The organism is Faecalicatena contorta (assembly GCF_021531995.1).
Classification (GTDB): domain Bacteria; phylum Bacillota; class Clostridia; order Lachnospirales; family Lachnospiraceae; genus Dorea_A; species Dorea_A contorta_A.
On record NZ_JAFBIZ010000070.1, the window covers coordinates 1 to 15,464 of the forward strand.

Here is a 15,464-nt window from a genome sequence, read left to right on the forward strand (position 1 = left end):
TTTTATAAATAAAGCTTGCCGGAGCTTCACTCAGGTACTTTTTTAAAAACTTATCCAGTCTTTGTCCTGCTTCGTTTTCCTTAATGATAATTTCTTTCATACCCTTCACTTCATCGCAATCTCAATCAGTAGTTCTAATAGGAACCACTTTCTACATAGATATATTTAATAGCAGTTTTAATATTTCTTTATCCTTTTTTCTGCTACCTGTTTGTTCCACAGAGGCAATATTATTCATTCCCTCCGCGCGCGCAAGAAATGCCGTATAATCGTGAAATATTTTTACCGTCATTTTTTCATAATGATTCTGATTCAATATTGTTTTCACATGTCTTGCAAGCATTACCTCATCCGTTTTTCCGCTGCTTGCATAACCGCACACCACATGTCCGGATATCACAACAGCATCCAACGGCATGACTTTTTCCGTACTGGTAATAATCATATCGTATCCTCTGGTGACCAGATTTGCTTTTTCTTCTATCTCTTTATATTTCTCAGGATCTATACTCTGATGCGGTGCCATCGTGATGAATTCTACCAGCATTTTAGCAGCCGGAAGGCAACCCACGATTGCAACTATCGTAAACAGATTCATTCTTGTGCCTGTCTGCATATATCCAAGTACCAAAACCGCAATCACAATTGCAAATTCCAGAATCGCATAGATCAGATATCTTGTTTTTCTTGCTTTGATGTATCCCGGCTGTCCTTTTTCAATTTTCATCTTCTCATCCTCTCTTCTGATTTCAATTAATGTGATTGATACGTTTCATGATCCCGGTAAGAAGTCGATCAGGCAGAATCCCTGCAGATATCCTTGCGCATTTCATCGGCATACCATATACGGATATCTTCTTTCTGTTCACAGAATCCAGAAGTGCCCGCTTTACAACTTCTGACGCAGAAGCTCGAACTGCAGCCTTTTCTTTTGACGGAAGTGCACCTGCGCGGTCAAAAAATTCCGTATCCACAGGTCCCGGACATACTGCGGTCACTGTAATGTCAGATTTTTCAAGTTCCGCCCCCAAAGCCAGAGAAAAACTGTATACATAAGACTTGGAAGCTGCATATACTGCAAATCCCGGCTGCGGACAAAAAGCAGCCGCTGAAGCAATGTTCACGATTCTGCTTTTTCTGGACAGAAACGGGATGCACAGCATCGTCATCCGTGTCAGAGCCCGACAGTTTACATCGAGCATCCCGCATTGCTCCTTCGGATCACCTGCGCTAACTTTTTCCATTTTACCATATCCGGCCGCATTGACCAACATACGAATCTCAACATTTTCATTTTTTAAAGCTGTTTCTATCTGATCGTATATCTCATCCTCGCACAGGTCACCTGTATATATTTTTACTCTGACATTCAACTCTTTTTTTAATTGTTCCAGACGATCTGCTCTTCTGGCTGTCACCCATATCTCATCAAGGTTTCTGTATAATTTTGCAATCTGCACGGCAAATTCACGTCCAATTCCGGAGGATGCCCCTGTGATCAATGCTATTTTCATCCGTCTGCCTCTCCCTTACTTTCCCGTTTTCTTTTTATGCACATTTCGAATAGATCTTTTCTTTCTGTTTTTCATGTCCGATTCCTTACTGAAACGCGGGCTCTGCTTTGAACCGGATCCCTGCTTTGACGAAGTCATCTTTCTTGGACGAATCAGACAATGCCTGTCGAATCCTACCAGATCCATCCGACCACATTTTTTCAGGGCTTCCATTACAAGATCATAATTTTTCGGATCCCTATACTGTATCAGTGCACGCTGCATTGCTTTTTCGTGCGGATTTTTTGGAACATATACTGGCTCCATATCCCTTGGATCAACCCCTGTATAGTACATACAGGTAGAGATCGTCGAAGGTGTCGGATAAAAATCCTGTACCTGTTCAGGCATATACCCCAGATCCCGAATATGTTCCGCAAGTTCTATCGCATCCTTCAGTGTGGATCCCGGGTGAGAGGACATCAGGTACGGAACCAGATATTGATCCTTGTGAAGCTTCTGGTTCATCTTTTCATATTGTCTGACAAATTTCTGATACACTTGATTCTGTGGCTTTCCCATCTTTTGCAGCACCTGATCAGATACATGTTCCGGTGCTACCTTCAGCTGTCCGCTGACATGATACTGGCACAATTCTCTCAGGAAAGTATCATCCTGGTCCGCAACTACATAATCAAAACGAATTCCAGAACGTATGAAAACCTTTTTTACTCCCGGAAGTGCCCGCAGTTTTCTGAGAAGTTCCACATAGTCCGAATGATCCACCTTCAGATTCTTACATGGTTGCGGAAAAAGACACTGTCTGTTTTTACAGACGCCATGTGTCATCTGTTTTTCACAGGAGGGCTGTCGGAAATTTGCTGTCGGTCCTCCCACATCGTGAATATATCCCTTAAAATCTTTTTCTTTTGTAATCTTACTGGCTTCATCCAACAGAGATTCATGACTTCTCACCTGCATGATTCTACCCTGGTGAAATGTCAGGGCACAGAAACTGCATCCTCCAAAGCATCCGCGATTACTGATCAGACTGAATCTGATCTCCGATACTGCAGGAACCCCACCTAGCGCTTCATAAGAAGGATGATACGTTCTCATATATGGGTATTGGTATATCTCATCCATTTCTTCCATTGAAAGCGGTTCGGAAGGTGGATTCTGAATCACATAAAGATGATCGTTGTATGGTTCTGCAAGACGCTTTCCGGAATACGGATCTGTATTACAGTATTGCGTATAAAAACTGCGGGCATACTCCTTTTTATCCGCTTTCATCTCTTCATATCCCGGAAGTAAAACAGCATCGTAGACATCTTCCAGACTTTTTGTCTTATACACCGTTCCGGCAATAAAGGTTATGTCTTTCACATCAATTCCACTTTCCAACGCCTCTGCTATCTCAACAATCGAGCGTTCTCCCATTCCATAGGAGATCAGATCCGCACCGGAATCCAGAAGAATGGAACGCTTCAGCCTGTCAGACCAATAATCATAATGAGCCATCCGCCGCAGGCTTGCTTCAATTCCGCCCAATATGATCGGTGTTTTTTTATAAACCTGCCGGATCAGATTGCTGTATACCACCGCAGCATAATCCGGTCTTTTCCCCATAGTACCACCAGGGGTATAAGCATCGGTATGTCTGCGTTTTTTCGACACGGTATAGTGGTTTACCATGGAATCCATGTTCCCTGCAGACACCAGAAACCCAAGCCTTGGCTCCCCAAGCTTCGTTATGCTGTTTTTGTCTTTCCAGTCCGGCTGGGCAATGATACCAACCTTATATCCATGTGCCTCCAGAACTCTGGTAATGATCGCATGTCCGAACGAAGGATGATCTACATATGCATCTCCAGATACATAGACAAAATCCAGCTGTATCCACCCTCTGTCTTCCATATCTTTTTTACAGACCGGTAAAAAACCATTTGCCATCACAGCACCTCATAACTCTCAGATTTTATCTCGTAATAGTCGCAGATATAATAATCTGCCAGTTCTTTTTTTCTGGATCTCTGCTCTCGGGAAAAATCATCCTCAACGGCACACACCTTCATTCCGGCATTTTTCCCGGCAAGGATTCCCATTGGCACATCTTCAAACACCAGACACCTTGTCGGATCTATTCCGATCTCGGAAGCCACTTTCAGATAGACATCCGGCGCTGGTTTTCCGACTCCGACTTCTCCGGCTGTAACCACAGAATCGAATATTTCTGCAATCTCCAATACTTTCAGTGTCTCATCCACCAGTTCACGTCCATTGCTCGTTGCAATCCCCAGCTTGATTCCTCTTTTTTTCATCTCGTCCAGAAAATCTTTCGCACCTTCCTTTAACGGAACCTGCGTCAGATATTTTTCCATAGCCATCTCCGTCCATTCATCCATCACTTCCTGCAGAGTGAGTGAAAGCGTCGGAAAGGTATCCAGAAAATACTGTGCCGTCTCAGCATAGCTCATTCCTTCCATTTCGACATGAAAATCCTCCGGCGGTTCAAGATTATATTTCTTAAAAAATTCAATATCAACAGCCGGCCAGATCCACATAGAATCTATCAGTGTCCCATCCATGTCGAAAATAATTCCATCTATATTATTTAACATTCCATTTTGTAACATTTTCTATCTCCTCTTTTGTCAGTGAACGATACTCTCCCGGCCGAAGATCCGGATCCAGATAAAGTGGTCCCATTGCTTCTCTTTTCAGATAAAGCACCTCTTTTTGCACTGCCTGAAACATTCGTTTTACCTGATGATATTTTCCTTCACTGATAGTAAGTCGAATCTCAGATATATCCGCACTGTTCAAAATTCGTAGTGTCCCTGAACGGGTCCACTCTTCGTACTCCTCCGTTCCAATATTCACACCCTTACGGAATCTTTCCACATCTTCCTCTGTAACCTTTCCACGCACTCTTGCATAATAGGTCTTGTCCACATGCTTCTTCGGGGACAGGAGTCTGTGCGCCAATGCTCCATCATTCGTAATCAGAAGAAGCCCCTCTGTATCTTTATCAAGTCTTCCAACCGGAAACAGATCTTTTCTCTTTTTACCCGTGATCAGATCTACCACTGTCTGATCGCGTGCATCTTCCGTTGCAGAGATAACCCCGCCCGGTTTATTAAGCATGTAATATTCCATGGTAGTATATGTGATTACATTTCCGTCCACAGATACCATATCAAGTTCCTCATTGATCTTAAGATCTGCAGATTTTACAATATTACCGTTTACACACACACGTCCCTGACGGATCTGTTTTTTTACCTCCTGCCGGGTTCCGACACCCATATCTGCCAGATATTTATCCAAACGTATCATTAACACAGCCTCCATCCAGGAAGATACTTATTCTTAAGCATTCCATTCGCAAGCTTTCCCCAGCCAAGCGGGTATCCATCCACACAGAACAGATACCAGCCTTTCGCTTTCCGGTCCACCAGTGCCTCTACATCCAGAGTTTCTCCCTTAAGATATCTCGTCACTCTTTCATCAGAAGCCGAAAGATCAATGCATTGTTCATATTCTTCCTTTTTTAGACACATCGCAAATGCCTGACTCGGCTCAAAGCGATTCTTTTTCAGTTCTCCAAGCAACAGGCCGGTGCGAAGAAACCGGATTCCTCTTACATCCGGAAGGCCCTCCGGCATGTAATAGATTCGTTCTCCATGAACGTCAAGCCGGGATGCATCCAGATCCCAGGATACTTTTTTCATAAATTCTGCAAGATCTTCCGGTATTCTTCCGGACTTTTTTTTCATATTCAACTCTCCGGAACGCTCCGGATCACCTTTTTGGAGAAGTGCAAGATAATGACCTTCTCCTTTCATCTTATGTGGAAAGATACGGACAGTTTTCAGAAGTCCGGGATCCTTCTGTTCCGTAACTTCCGGTATACCAGGACAGAACCCCTCATAAGGTTCCATGTCAAGAATACGGAACTCAGGATAATTCTTTTTTAAATGTTCAATGATCTTTTCGTTTTCCCGACTATCAAAAGTGCACGTTGAGTATAAAAGCATACCTCCCGGTTTCAGCATTCTTGCCGCCTGCAGAATGATATTTCTCTGCAGATTACTGAAAAATTCCGGGCCATGTTCTTCCCAGGCCTTCACCATTTTTTTATCTTTCCGGAACATTCCCTCTCCGGAGCAGGGTGCATCAATCAGTATTTTGTCAAAATATTCCGGAAAATAAGACTCCAGCTTTCCAGGTTCTTCACTCAGAACCAATACATTACCGATTCCAAATACTTCTATATTCTTCAACAACCCCTTTGCTCTGGAACTGCTGATATCATTTGCTATCAGAACACCCTTTCCATGCAGCTTTGCTCCCAGCTCCGTCGCCTTGCCTCCCGGTGCTGCACATACATCCAGAACCTTATCGCCCGGTTCTACAGGAAGTCGGCTGGCCGGCGTCATCGCACTGGGTTCCTGAAGGTAATAAAGTCCTGCAAAATAATACGGATGCTTTGCAGGCGACACTTTCTCTCCATCATAATAAAATCCATTTTTAATCCATGGTACAGCTGTAATCTCAAACGGACATATATTTTCAAACTCTTCCACCGATATTTTTTCTGTATTTACACGAAGTCCATAATATCTTGGTTCTTCATAACATGCAATATATTCCTCATATTCTTCTCCAAGAAGTTCCTTCATCTTCTCTTCAAATGCATCAGGCAGATTCATTCATTCTTCCTCCATATCATATGCCAAACAGGCACTTTGTAGTTTAGTATAACATATCCTTTGTTATAACTCTAGGAATAAGCATATTTTAATTTTTTATTTTCCAGAGATTTTAACACATAATAAGGATTGACACTTATTTCATGTCCTTCTTTTTGCGTGTAGATCCCGACATGGAGGTGTACTGCAAATTTTCCGCGTGTTCCTTCCGGTCCATATCCGCTGTCTCCCATGTACCCCAATAACTCCCCTGCTTTCACATAATCCCCTTCTTTCAGGTTACTGTAGCACTCAAGATGAGCGTAGTAATAATAAGTACCACTCGCTGATGTGATTCCAACTCTGTACCCTCCCTTTTCCAACCATCCGAGATTCGTTACCTCTCCGTCCGTCATACTGATGACCGGATAGATACCCCTTTGATTTTTCGAAGCCATGATATCCGTTCCTTCATGCCCGCTGGTCCCATTATATTCCCGTTCTGCCATCCAACTGTCTGTAAAAGATGTAGTCAGTGACTTATCCACAGTGGAGTCCGGAATCGGGTAATAATTCACTTCGTTTTCCACATTTTCCAGCAAGGATATGCACTCTTTTGAAAGGCTGTCTTTTTCTTCCCACATGGCATCACTGTAAAAGTCCTGACGATATTGTACTTCTGTTACAGTCTTTCTCTGTAACGTCTGATATCTTCCCCATGCCTCCATCTTTCGGATTCCAAGTACTGAAAAGAAAGCGATCAGTAATATTAAAAGAAAGAGTCTTCCTTCGTTCAGTTGTTTCATATATGACTTCCCGCTTCACATATTTTTATTACTATATGCTCATCATCCTGTCTGCTATGACTTGTCATAAATTGATCGCATACTCATAAAATGTATTGATATTGCATCGAGGATCCCCAATGAAACGCCGTATATTTTCTATCTGTATTCTATTATTATTTCTTCTTATGCTCCGCTTTCCTTCCCGAACATTTGACGGGGCCAGTGCCGGATTATTGCTCTGGTTTCACAACGTTCTGCCTACACTTCTTCCCTTTATGATTCTTTCAAATCTGATGCTGCAGACGCCGGCAGTCGAATGGATCGCAAGGCTTATCTCACCTTTGTTCTGCCGGGTATTCTGCGTCTCCCGTTATGGAACCTTTGCACTCCTGATCGGCTTTTTGTGCGGTTATCCAATGGGAGCAAAGGTCACCTCCGATCTATTAAAAAAACAGTATATTACTTATGAAGAAGCCTCCTATCTTCTCTCCTTCTGCAACAATACAAGCCCTGCATTTCTGATGAATTATATCATTCTTCAGACACTTGGAACAGCGGACATTCTGCTTCCCGCAGTCTGTATCTCTTTTCTTTCTCCGGTACTGTGCAGCTTCCTGTTCCGAAGATATTACAGGTTACCTGACAGGGTCTGCCTTTCTTATCAATCCCCTGTATCTTCCACCATTTCTGCCAGCAGGCTGACAGACTCCTGTATTATGAATGCTTTCGATGCAATCACCAGAGTCGGTGGATATATGATTTTGTTCTCTGTATTTGCTGAGCTTGCAACGGCTGTATTCTCTCATGCCCCGGAATGGTTTCCACTGCTTCTTTCCTCATTCGAGATCTCAACCGGAATCCAGCTTCTCAACACTTCTTTTCTCTCCGTCAATACAAAATGTATTTTCTCATTGACACTTGCATCGTTTGGCGGATGGTGCTGCGTTGCACAGACCAGATCCATGATCAGCGGAACCGGACTGCCAATCTTTCCATATATTGCAGAAAAGCTGATTACCGCAATGGTAACCAGCCTTCTATCCTGCTTTTATTTTATTATCCTGTGAATATCTACTCCCGGATTAACCGTCATATTCTTCCTGAAACTCCATATCCGGTTCTTCATGATAGCCATCGTCATAGCCATCATTCGTGTAAGTATCTTCCGTATAACCAGAATCGGCATATCCATTACTGCCGTACTCAGCTTCCAGTCCTCTCGGTGACTGTTCCGGGATCTCAAGTTCCGCACGATTATTACGGACCATATCATAACACTCCTGAAGAGAATTAACCAGACCATCATATTTGGTCGTATAACTGTCAAGCGTATGTCCGATAATGCTCTCTGCCTGAGAAAGAAGATCATCGGTATACTGCATTGCACCGATACGAATATCATTGGCATCACTGGTAGCATTATCCAGAATCTGCTGTGCCTGCTCAGTAGCAGCTGTCACAATCTCGTTAGCCTGTGCATAAGCCTGCTGCATGATCTCATGCTCACTAACCAGTTCACTGGTCTGAATCTGGGCATTCTCAATCAAGCTGTCCGCCTTTGCCTGTGCATCTGCCAGAATCGCATCTTTATTGGCAATGATCTTCTGGTAACGCTTTATCTCATCCGGTGTCTTCATGCGAAGTTCACGAAGAAGCTCATCCATTTGATCTTTATTAACAATAATTTTTGTTGTAGATAACGGCTGGAACTTACAGCTGTCAATATACTCTTCAATTTCTTCAATAATCTGTTCAATACGGCTGCTCATAATCTACACTCTCCTTTTTAATTATTTCCGCTTTTTCTCAATATTCTCCAACACAACCGGTGGTACAAACTGAGAAATATCCCCTCCAAAAGCCGCCACTTCCTTTACTGTCGTAGAACTAAGATAGGAATACTCCAGACTGGTCGTCAAAAATACCGTCTCAACATCAGGTTCCATCTTATGATTGGTCTGAGACATCTGAAGCTCATATTCAAAGTCCGTAATTGCCCGAAGGCCCCTTATAACCATTCTTGCACCCGTCTTACGTGCAAAATCTACCAGTAATCCCTCGAACGGAATTATCTTAACATTTGGCATATCTTTTGTAACTTCATCTAACATTTTAACACGTTCTTCTACGGAAAACAACGGGGTTTTTGCCTTATTATTCAATACTCCGACAATTAATTCATCTACCAGTTTGGATGATCGTTTTATCACATCCAGATGTCCATATGTAACGGGATCAAAGCTTCCCGGATAGATTGCTCTTAACATATTTCCTTCCTTCCTGTCTTCTCAAGGAACACATGTTTATTTGTTTTATAGATCTTCGTTTTCAGGATGGAATATCCAAGATCTTCCACATACGAAAAATCAGTCATCTTGGATGCTTCTACAATGACGACTCCATCATCCGCCAAAAGATCAGAATCCGCAAGGTATTCCAGCACCCTGCGTTCCAGCTCATGTTCATACGGAGGATCCATAAAAATATAGTCAAACTGCTTATCTCCTTCCAGTTTATAGAGCGCAGTCATGACATCCATAGACATCGTGATCCCTTTTTTCTCCAGATGCGTCCGCTTCAGATTCTCTTTGATACATGCCATTGCTTTTGGATTCTTTTCCACGAATACAGCTTCCATGGCGCCTCTGCTCAGAGCTTCGATTCCAATTCCTCCGCTTCCGGAAAACAAATCCAGGAACATACGGTCATACAGATACGGTGCGATCATATTAAATAACGTTTCCTTAATTCTGTCTGTTGTCGGTCTGGTATCCATCCCTTCCAGTGTCTTTAACTGTATTCTTCTTGCACTTCCTGCAATCACTCTCATAGTATACAATCCCCTTATTATCATACATGATTCTACATTATTATAGATATGAGCAATGTAAATGTCAATTCAGGCAACTATTTTTTTGTAACAGTCCCCAATTTTCGATATCGGTTCACACAGGCATAAATCTCTTGTTTTCGAGGCATTGCAAGATTTCCCGGAACACTGCTTCCCTCGCATACAGCAGAAAGTCCCCGCATACACATCTTCTTCCATACTGCCTCTACCGCCTGTCCTACTGTTTTATATCCGTCAAATATCTCTTCTTCCAGACATCGAAGAATGTGCCCCAGACTGGTCAACTGTTCAGAATCTGCAAGCTGCTCTACGTATCTGAGATCAATCGTGTCATGATTCAGCATGACTCCGTCTCTTCCCATTGTTTTTATCTTGATTCTTCCTTTATGGCGAAGACTTCCATCTGGTTTTACAATTCTTTCTACCGAAGGCATCTTAAGCCTGTCCTGCGGGATCTGAAGCCTCGGATATACCGATGCCGCTTCTCTGGCAATCTCTGTAATCTCCTTTGGCACATATCGTTCCATCTGAATGATATGATCCGCCACCTGAAAATAAGCCCCGGAACTTCCGGCTACGATAACGGAAGAAATTCCAAATTCATCATAAATTGCGCGCACGCGTTCTATAAACGGTGTGATCGGCTCCATATCACGATGGATGACCTGCTGCATCAATTCATCACGAACCATGAAGTTCGTTGCACTGGTATCTTCATCAATCAAAAGAGTCGTCGCACCGGCCTCCAGACTTTCCGTCACATTTGCCGCCTGAGAAGTACTGCCGCTTGCATCCTCCGTATCAAACGCCGTCGTATCTTTGCCATTCGGAAGATCATTAATAAACATGGAAATATCCGTATGGCGGATACTTCTTCCATCCTCTGCACGGATCTTTACCGCACACGGATCCGTTACCACATACTCTCTCCCATCACCGGCTATGTGCGGATACACCCCTGATTCCAGTGCCTTCAAGAGTGTAGATTTCCCATGATAACCTCCTCCGACAATCAGTATTACCCCTTTTGGAATCCCCATTCCCTGCAGTTCTCCATGAAAAGGAAGCTTCATCGTCACTTTCATGGACTTCGGACTTTGAAACGCGACTGCCTGTTTCATTGGTCTCTGTGATACACCTGATTCCCGGGGCAGAATTGATCCATCAGCCACAAAAGCAATCAGATTCTGTTCTTTCAGCTGATTGCGGATGTATTCCTGATCAACCGACAATTCCATGACTTTCTGCACTCTGGTCTTATCAGCTTTCTTGTAATATAATGCCTTATCCACACACTCCGGAAGATAATCGAACAATATTCGAATCAGCTCCCCAGCATTGATCGTACGACCATTTGCCGGAAATCCCACCTCAAATCGTACCGTAATATCTCCACTTTTTTCGTCAATCGTACAGGCTGTACGCTCCAGAATTTCCTGACCACATCTTGTGACAGAGATCAATCCACTTTTTCCTGATCCTTTTGCCTGAAAAGAATACCTGTCAGTCTGATGTTGAAAGTTCCGGATCAGATAGTCCGAAAGCGCAATACGTTTGTAAGGCTTATCATATAATTCACTCGGAAAACCGGCATACTTTCCCGGTATTTTTACGCTTAATTTTGATGGAGATGCAAACGGATCTCCCTGAACATGCTCAATGGCAAGAATGTACTTCCCAAATTGGTATACACCTCTCGTATCTTTATACGCCGGATATCCTCTGTGATCAATTCTGTTTAATATCTGTCGAAGTTCTTCTGATGTCTTTCCCATATTTTTCTCCTAATATCCGATGGCTTCCTCTCTGGTCATCCAGAAATGAATTCCCGTTGTGGAATCCATCCATCTGTCTTCATTAAAATCAGGCACTTCCACCCATTGCCCTTTTCGATACACAAAATTTTCATCTACCAGGGACCAGGCTTCCATATATTCTTCCGACGCATCAAAACTCTTGATCGTCAACACCTTTGCTTTATTACATCTGCAAGACGGAAGCGTCGCAGATGTCCGCTTTGCATCTGCGGGAATCAACAATTGAACCAGCCTGTCATTAAAACATTTTTTATATCCAAGAATCGGTCCTGTCTCCGGACAGTGCATACGGAACCACTGCGTCTCTTCATCAGATGTAATTCCGGTTAAAACAGCATGTTCCAGGACCGCACCAAACAGATTCGCTCCTTCTATATGACTTCCGGACATATCACAATACCGAAGGGATGCCGTCCGCATGTTGGCATACTTCAGATTCACACGTTTCATCGGACAACCGTCCAGAAGCGCATTTTCAATACTGCTGTTCTGGAGATTTACTTCATCCAGAACTACATCCCTGAATTCGCTCAATGTAAAATCAATATTGTTCAGATCCCATCCGGTCAGATCCATATTGCAAAAGGATTTCTCCCGATATGAAAGTCTCTCGTCTTTCTTCCTGCTTTCAAGAGATGCCCGAAGTTCTTCTCTGGATACCTTCTGCATGAATCCATCCCTCCTTCTCCCGTCTGTTCTTCCGCAATTTTCTATAAATCAACAATTCTTGCCCTGTGATGAATCGCCGGCAGGAATTTGTTCAGAAGATCTTTCGTTTTGAATTTTAGATGACTGGTATTGATTCCCGGATTACATCCGAACCATTCTGCCTCCGCAACCTCTTTATCTATAATGACCTGAACATAATCATCCTCATCCGTCAGAAGACCTGCTACACTGGCAGATCCCGGTGTTGTTCCAAGATGTTCCAGCATCTTCTCCGGTGGAGCAAATGACATGTGTGACACTCCCAGCTTCTTACTGAAAGAGGATGTGTCAAAGGCTTTATTGGCCGGCATTACCAGCAGGAAAAAAGTTGTCTTTTTCTGATTGCATAAGAATACATTTTTACGAATCTCTGTGCCGATTGCCTCATCAATTGCGGCGCATTCTTCCATAGATGCTGCCGGGTCATTGTCCACCTGTTCATAAGGTATCTTCAGTTTATCTAACATATCATACATTTTTCGTTCCAGCGGCATCCGCTCATCTGTCGGGGCCTTTGTTCTGATCTCGCTGATATACATCATATTATTTCCTCCATCTTATCTTTTTAAGATATATCTGCTGTTTATCCTTTCTACATTATAGCGAATCTTACGCTCCTTTGCAAACGATACATCTTTCCCGCTCAGTGTTTGATAATCCGGACAAGGCTGTGTTATAATAGGATACATATACAGCAAAAGAAAAGGAGTATTTTAACATGAAATATATTTTAGCATCTGCTTCTCCGCGTCGTCGTGAACTGCTGACGCAGGCCGGTCTTTCCTATGAAGTGATTCCATCTGATGTGGAAGAAAAGATCACGCAGACGGTTCCCTGTAAAGTTGTCATGGAACTGGCACATCAGAAGTCATGGAATGTCTATGAGCAGTATGTTCAGACGCACCGGGAGGACTTTGTCATCATCGGCGCAGACACAGTAGTCGTATATAACGAAGAGATTCTCGGAAAGCCTGCAGATGAGACAGAGGCGCTTGATATGCTTTCTATGTTGTCAGACCGGACGCATCAGGTCTACACGGGGGTGTCTCTTACAATCCACAAAAATGATCAGACATATACCCATGATTTTTACGAAAAGACTGATGTGACCTTTTATCCGGTCTCCCGCACAGAACTTCTCTCTTACATTGATACCAGGGATCCACTTGATAAAGCCGGCGCATACGGTATTCAGGGACCCTTTGCCATTCATATCAAAGAAATATCCGGAGACTATAACAATGTAGTGGGGCTTCCGATCGGAAGACTCTATCAGGAGATGAAAAACCTCAATCTTCTGTAAAGCGCAATCATATTACACTTCAAAAAAATACCGGTCATGGAATTCCATGCCGGTATTTTGGTAATTGCCAGAAGAACTGTTAGCTGGCTTTCTTTTCATATTCAGCGACTGCTTCTTCGATAGATTCACGCATAATACCTATCAGTTCATCAATCTGCTTCTTGGTAACGATAAGCGGTGGGATCATACGATTTACCTTGTCTCCGATTGCTGTGATCAGAGCCATTCTGTCAAGACAACCATGTTTTACATCTACCGCGATCGGGATATCATATTCACATCCTACCAGAAGTCCACGGCCTCTTGCCTCTTTCACATGTGGAAGTTTGGCAAGTTCTGCCTTCATATAATCTCCCATTTCTTTTGCATTTTCGCTCAGATTATTATCAAGAATCTCTGTTACAGATGCCAGTCCGGCCGCACATGCAACACAGTGTCCGCCGTATGTGGAACCATGAGTTCCAGCAGTAAATGCTTTTGCAACTTTTTCTGTTGCACAACATGCTGCAAGCGGCATTCCGCCTCCGACTGCCTTTGCCATGGATACTGCATCCGGTTTTACTCCGTATCCCATGAATGCCATCGGTGCACCGGTACGGCCCCATCCTGTCTGAACTTCATCAAACAGAAGGAGTAATCCTTTTTCATCACAAAGCGTACGAAGACCTTCGATAAATTCCTGTGTTGCTGGACGTACACCACCTTCGCCCTGTACCGGCTCGATCATGATAGCGATTGTATTTTCCGTAACTTTTGATGCAAAGTCTTCAAGATTGTTATATTCTGCATATGAAAATCCCGGAAGCATTGGCTTAAATCCTGTCTGGATTGCATTATCCGGCTGTCCGGTTGCAGACATTGCACCGTAAGTTCTTCCATGAAATCCCATTTTTGCAGTAATAATGTGATATTTTTCCGGTCCAAAATTATCCACGCCATATTTTCTGGCCATCTTAATCATACATTCATTTGCTTCTGTACCGGAATTCTGATAAAAGATTTTATCCATACCGATTGTATCGCAGATCTTCTTTGCCAGAAGTGCCTGTGGAATGGTATATGGATAGTTAAATGTATGCATTATATCATCAACCTGATCTTTAATGGCAGCTACTACCTTAGGATTTCTGTTCCCTGCACTGTTAACTGCAACTCCACCATAAAAATCAAGATAAGCATTTCCTTTTTCATCATACAGATACATGCCCTCTGCTCTTTCGGCAATAAAGTCATAGCGCTCATATGTCTCAACCATATACTTATTTACAATATCCTTTAACTCCTGCGCTGTAAGACCCGTATCTTTCAGTTTCATAATAAACTCCTCGCTTTCATCCAATAGTCTAGTATTTAACAAAGAAAAAAAGGCACCGTATCAATTGACACGGCGCCTTTGCCCTTTAACGACATCAAGTATATACCTGCATGAATCAAACGTCAATACTTTTTTTTATTTTTTTAACAACTTCCTTTTGGATATTAAAATAGAGTGCTGAATAAGCACTCTATTCTTGCACATATTAGTTATACTTACGTTTTCTAGCAGCTTCAGATTTCTTTTTACGTCTAACACTTGGTTTCTCGTAATGCTCTCTCTTGCGAATCTCCTGCTGAATACCAGCTTTTGCACAGTTTCTTTTGAATCTGCGTAAAGCGCTATCTAACGACTCGTTTTCTTTAACGATTACATTTGACATAGTCTCACACCTAACCTCCCCTCCAGTCCGATATTGTGCATCATACGACTGATCGGGTATTTTTATTGCACTACATATGATTATAACATATTTTTTTAGTACGTCAACAA

At 42.9% G+C, this 15,464-nt stretch carries 17 protein-coding genes and 1 pseudogene; 2 read left to right on the forward strand and 16 right to left on the reverse strand.

Annotation, left to right across the window (positions count from 1 at the left end):
- From JQM82_RS16525 to JQM82_RS10055, 8 genes and pseudogenes are all read right to left on the reverse strand, one after another.
- Positions 1 to 100 (reverse strand): annotated as a pseudogene (locus JQM82_RS16525) (RluA family pseudouridine synthase); the annotation flags it as partial.
- 51 nt (positions 101 to 151) lie between these two features.
- Positions 152 to 727: a hypothetical protein gene (locus JQM82_RS10025; RefSeq protein WP_235250117.1), complete on the reverse strand. Its 576-nt coding sequence runs from the start codon at positions 725 to 727 to the stop codon at positions 152 to 154.
- A gap of 22 nt (positions 728 to 749) precedes the next feature.
- Positions 750 to 1,514, reverse strand: coding sequence for an SDR family NAD(P)-dependent oxidoreductase (locus JQM82_RS10030; protein WP_235250119.1), 765 nt, complete (start codon positions 1,512 to 1,514; stop codon positions 750 to 752).
- 15 nt (positions 1,515 to 1,529) lie between these two features.
- Entirely contained in the window at positions 1,530 to 3,449 is a 1,920-nt protein-coding gene (locus JQM82_RS10035; RefSeq protein ID WP_235250121.1) for a YgiQ family radical SAM protein, read from the reverse strand.
- Complete coding sequence (locus JQM82_RS10040) at positions 3,449 to 4,117, reverse strand: HAD family hydrolase (RefSeq protein WP_420370609.1); 669 nt, start codon at positions 4,115 to 4,117, stop codon at positions 3,449 to 3,451. Before JQM82_RS10040 ends, JQM82_RS10035 begins: the two co-directional genes overlap by 1 nt.
- Positions 4,107 to 4,835, reverse strand: coding sequence for a pseudouridine synthase (locus tag JQM82_RS10045; protein WP_235250125.1), 729 nt, complete (start codon positions 4,833 to 4,835; stop codon positions 4,107 to 4,109). The genes JQM82_RS10040 and JQM82_RS10045 overlap by 11 nt, the downstream gene beginning before the upstream one ends.
- Entirely contained in the window at positions 4,835 to 6,211 is a 1,377-nt protein-coding gene (locus tag JQM82_RS10050; protein WP_235250127.1) for an RsmF rRNA methyltransferase first C-terminal domain-containing protein, read from the reverse strand. Before JQM82_RS10050 ends, JQM82_RS10045 begins: the two co-directional genes overlap by 1 nt.
- Positions 6,212 to 6,282: 71 nt before the next feature.
- On the reverse strand, positions 6,283 to 6,996 hold the full coding sequence (locus JQM82_RS10055) for a M23 family metallopeptidase (protein ID WP_235250129.1): 714 nt from the start codon (positions 6,994 to 6,996) through the stop codon (positions 6,283 to 6,285).
- Between the two features lie 119 nt (positions 6,997 to 7,115).
- On the opposite strand from JQM82_RS10055, the gene JQM82_RS10060 reads away from it, so the two are divergent.
- Positions 7,116 to 8,045, forward strand: coding sequence for a nucleoside recognition domain-containing protein (locus JQM82_RS10060; protein ID WP_235250131.1), 930 nt, complete (start codon positions 7,116 to 7,118; stop codon positions 8,043 to 8,045).
- A gap of 15 nt (positions 8,046 to 8,060) precedes the next feature.
- Here JQM82_RS10060 and JQM82_RS10065 read toward each other — a convergent pair whose 3' ends face one another.
- Genes JQM82_RS10065 through JQM82_RS10090 form a run of 6 tightly spaced genes read right to left on the reverse strand, consistent with a single transcriptional unit; the run spans position 8,061 to position 12,893 of the window.
- Positions 8,061 to 8,747: an ATPase gene (locus JQM82_RS10065; RefSeq protein WP_235250133.1), complete on the reverse strand. Its 687-nt coding sequence runs from the start codon at positions 8,745 to 8,747 to the stop codon at positions 8,061 to 8,063.
- Positions 8,748 to 8,768: 21 nt separating this feature from the next.
- Entirely contained in the window at positions 8,769 to 9,245 is a 477-nt protein-coding gene (gene coaD, locus JQM82_RS10070) for a pantetheine-phosphate adenylyltransferase (protein WP_235250135.1), read from the reverse strand.
- On the reverse strand, positions 9,239 to 9,832 hold the full coding sequence (gene rsmD / locus JQM82_RS10075; protein ID WP_268827707.1) for a 16S rRNA (guanine(966)-N(2))-methyltransferase RsmD: 594 nt from the start codon (positions 9,830 to 9,832) through the stop codon (positions 9,239 to 9,241). Before rsmD ends, coaD begins: the two co-directional genes overlap by 7 nt.
- 53 nt (positions 9,833 to 9,885) lie before the next feature.
- Entirely contained in the window at positions 9,886 to 11,604 is a 1,719-nt protein-coding gene (locus tag JQM82_RS10080; protein ID WP_235250140.1) for an ABC-ATPase domain-containing protein, read from the reverse strand.
- 9 nt (positions 11,605 to 11,613) lie between these two features.
- Complete coding sequence (locus JQM82_RS10085; RefSeq protein ID WP_235250142.1) at positions 11,614 to 12,315, reverse strand: pentapeptide repeat-containing protein; 702 nt, start codon at positions 12,313 to 12,315, stop codon at positions 11,614 to 11,616.
- A 41-nt stretch (positions 12,316 to 12,356) separates the two neighbouring features.
- Positions 12,357 to 12,893, reverse strand: coding sequence for a prolyl-tRNA synthetase associated domain-containing protein (locus tag JQM82_RS10090; RefSeq protein WP_235250148.1), 537 nt, complete (start codon positions 12,891 to 12,893; stop codon positions 12,357 to 12,359).
- A gap of 179 nt (positions 12,894 to 13,072) precedes the next feature.
- Between JQM82_RS10090 and JQM82_RS10095 the strand changes: the two genes are divergently transcribed.
- On the forward strand, positions 13,073 to 13,657 hold the full coding sequence (locus JQM82_RS10095) for a Maf family protein (protein ID WP_235250144.1): 585 nt from the start codon (positions 13,073 to 13,075) through the stop codon (positions 13,655 to 13,657).
- 79 nt (positions 13,658 to 13,736) lie between these two features.
- Here JQM82_RS10095 and JQM82_RS10100 read toward each other — a convergent pair whose 3' ends face one another.
- Together JQM82_RS10100 and rpsU are read right to left on the reverse strand one after the other, a co-directional pair.
- Positions 13,737 to 14,972 carry an aspartate aminotransferase family protein gene (locus JQM82_RS10100; RefSeq protein ID WP_235250146.1) on the reverse strand — a complete coding sequence of 412 codons (1,236 nt, stop codon included), beginning with the start codon at positions 14,970 to 14,972 and terminating at the stop codon, positions 13,737 to 13,739.
- 205 nt (positions 14,973 to 15,177) lie between these two features.
- Entirely contained in the window at positions 15,178 to 15,354 is a 177-nt protein-coding gene (rpsU, locus tag JQM82_RS10105; protein WP_005603101.1) for a 30S ribosomal protein S21, read from the reverse strand.
- Positions 15,355 to 15,464: the final 110 nt, after the last annotated feature.

Bases quoted from the DNA above. Each gene is read 5' to 3' on its own strand.
- JQM82_RS10065 (WP_235250133.1), bottom strand. From the start codon at position 8,747: ATGAGCAGCCGTATTGAACAGATTATTGAAGAAATTGAAGAGTATATT.
- JQM82_RS10060 (WP_235250131.1), top strand. From the start codon at position 7,116: ATGAAACGCCGTATATTTTCTATCTGTATTCTATTATTATTTCTTCTT.
- JQM82_RS10030 (WP_235250119.1), bottom strand. From the start codon at position 1,514: ATGAAAATAGCATTGATCACAGGGGCATCCTCCGGAATTGGACGTGAA.
- rsmD (WP_268827707.1), bottom strand. From the start codon at position 9,832: ATGATAATAAGGGGATTGTATACTATGAGAGTGATTGCAGGAAGTGCA.
- JQM82_RS10080 (WP_235250140.1), bottom strand. From the start codon at position 11,604: ATGGGAAAGACATCAGAAGAACTTCGACAGATATTAAACAGAATTGAT.
- JQM82_RS10055 (WP_235250129.1), bottom strand. From the start codon at position 6,996: ATGAAACAACTGAACGAAGGAAGACTCTTTCTTTTAATATTACTGATC.
- JQM82_RS10095 (WP_235250144.1), top strand. From the start codon at position 13,073: ATGAAATATATTTTAGCATCTGCTTCTCCGCGTCGTCGTGAACTGCTG.
- JQM82_RS10035 (WP_235250121.1), bottom strand. From the start codon at position 3,449: ATGGCAAATGGTTTTTTACCGGTCTGTAAAAAAGATATGGAAGACAGA.
- JQM82_RS10085 (WP_235250142.1), bottom strand. From the start codon at position 12,315: ATGCAGAAGGTATCCAGAGAAGAACTTCGGGCATCTCTTGAAAGCAGG.
- JQM82_RS10025 (WP_235250117.1), bottom strand. From the start codon at position 727: ATGAAAATTGAAAAAGGACAGCCGGGATACATCAAAGCAAGAAAAACA.
- rpsU (WP_005603101.1), bottom strand. From the start codon at position 15,354: ATGTCAAATGTAATCGTTAAAGAAAACGAGTCGTTAGATAGCGCTTTA.
- JQM82_RS10090 (WP_235250148.1), bottom strand. From the start codon at position 12,893: ATGTATATCAGCGAGATCAGAACAAAGGCCCCGACAGATGAGCGGATG.
- JQM82_RS10040 (WP_420370609.1), bottom strand. From the start codon at position 4,117: ATGTTAAATAATATAGATGGAATTATTTTCGACATGGATGGGACACTG.
- JQM82_RS10045 (WP_235250125.1), bottom strand. From the start codon at position 4,835: ATGATACGTTTGGATAAATATCTGGCAGATATGGGTGTCGGAACCCGG.
- JQM82_RS10050 (WP_235250127.1), bottom strand. From the start codon at position 6,211: ATGAATCTGCCTGATGCATTTGAAGAGAAGATGAAGGAACTTCTTGGA.
- JQM82_RS10100 (WP_235250146.1), bottom strand. From the start codon at position 14,972: ATGAAACTGAAAGATACGGGTCTTACAGCGCAGGAGTTAAAGGATATT.
- coaD (WP_235250135.1), bottom strand. From the start codon at position 9,245: ATGTTAAGAGCAATCTATCCGGGAAGCTTTGATCCCGTTACATATGGA.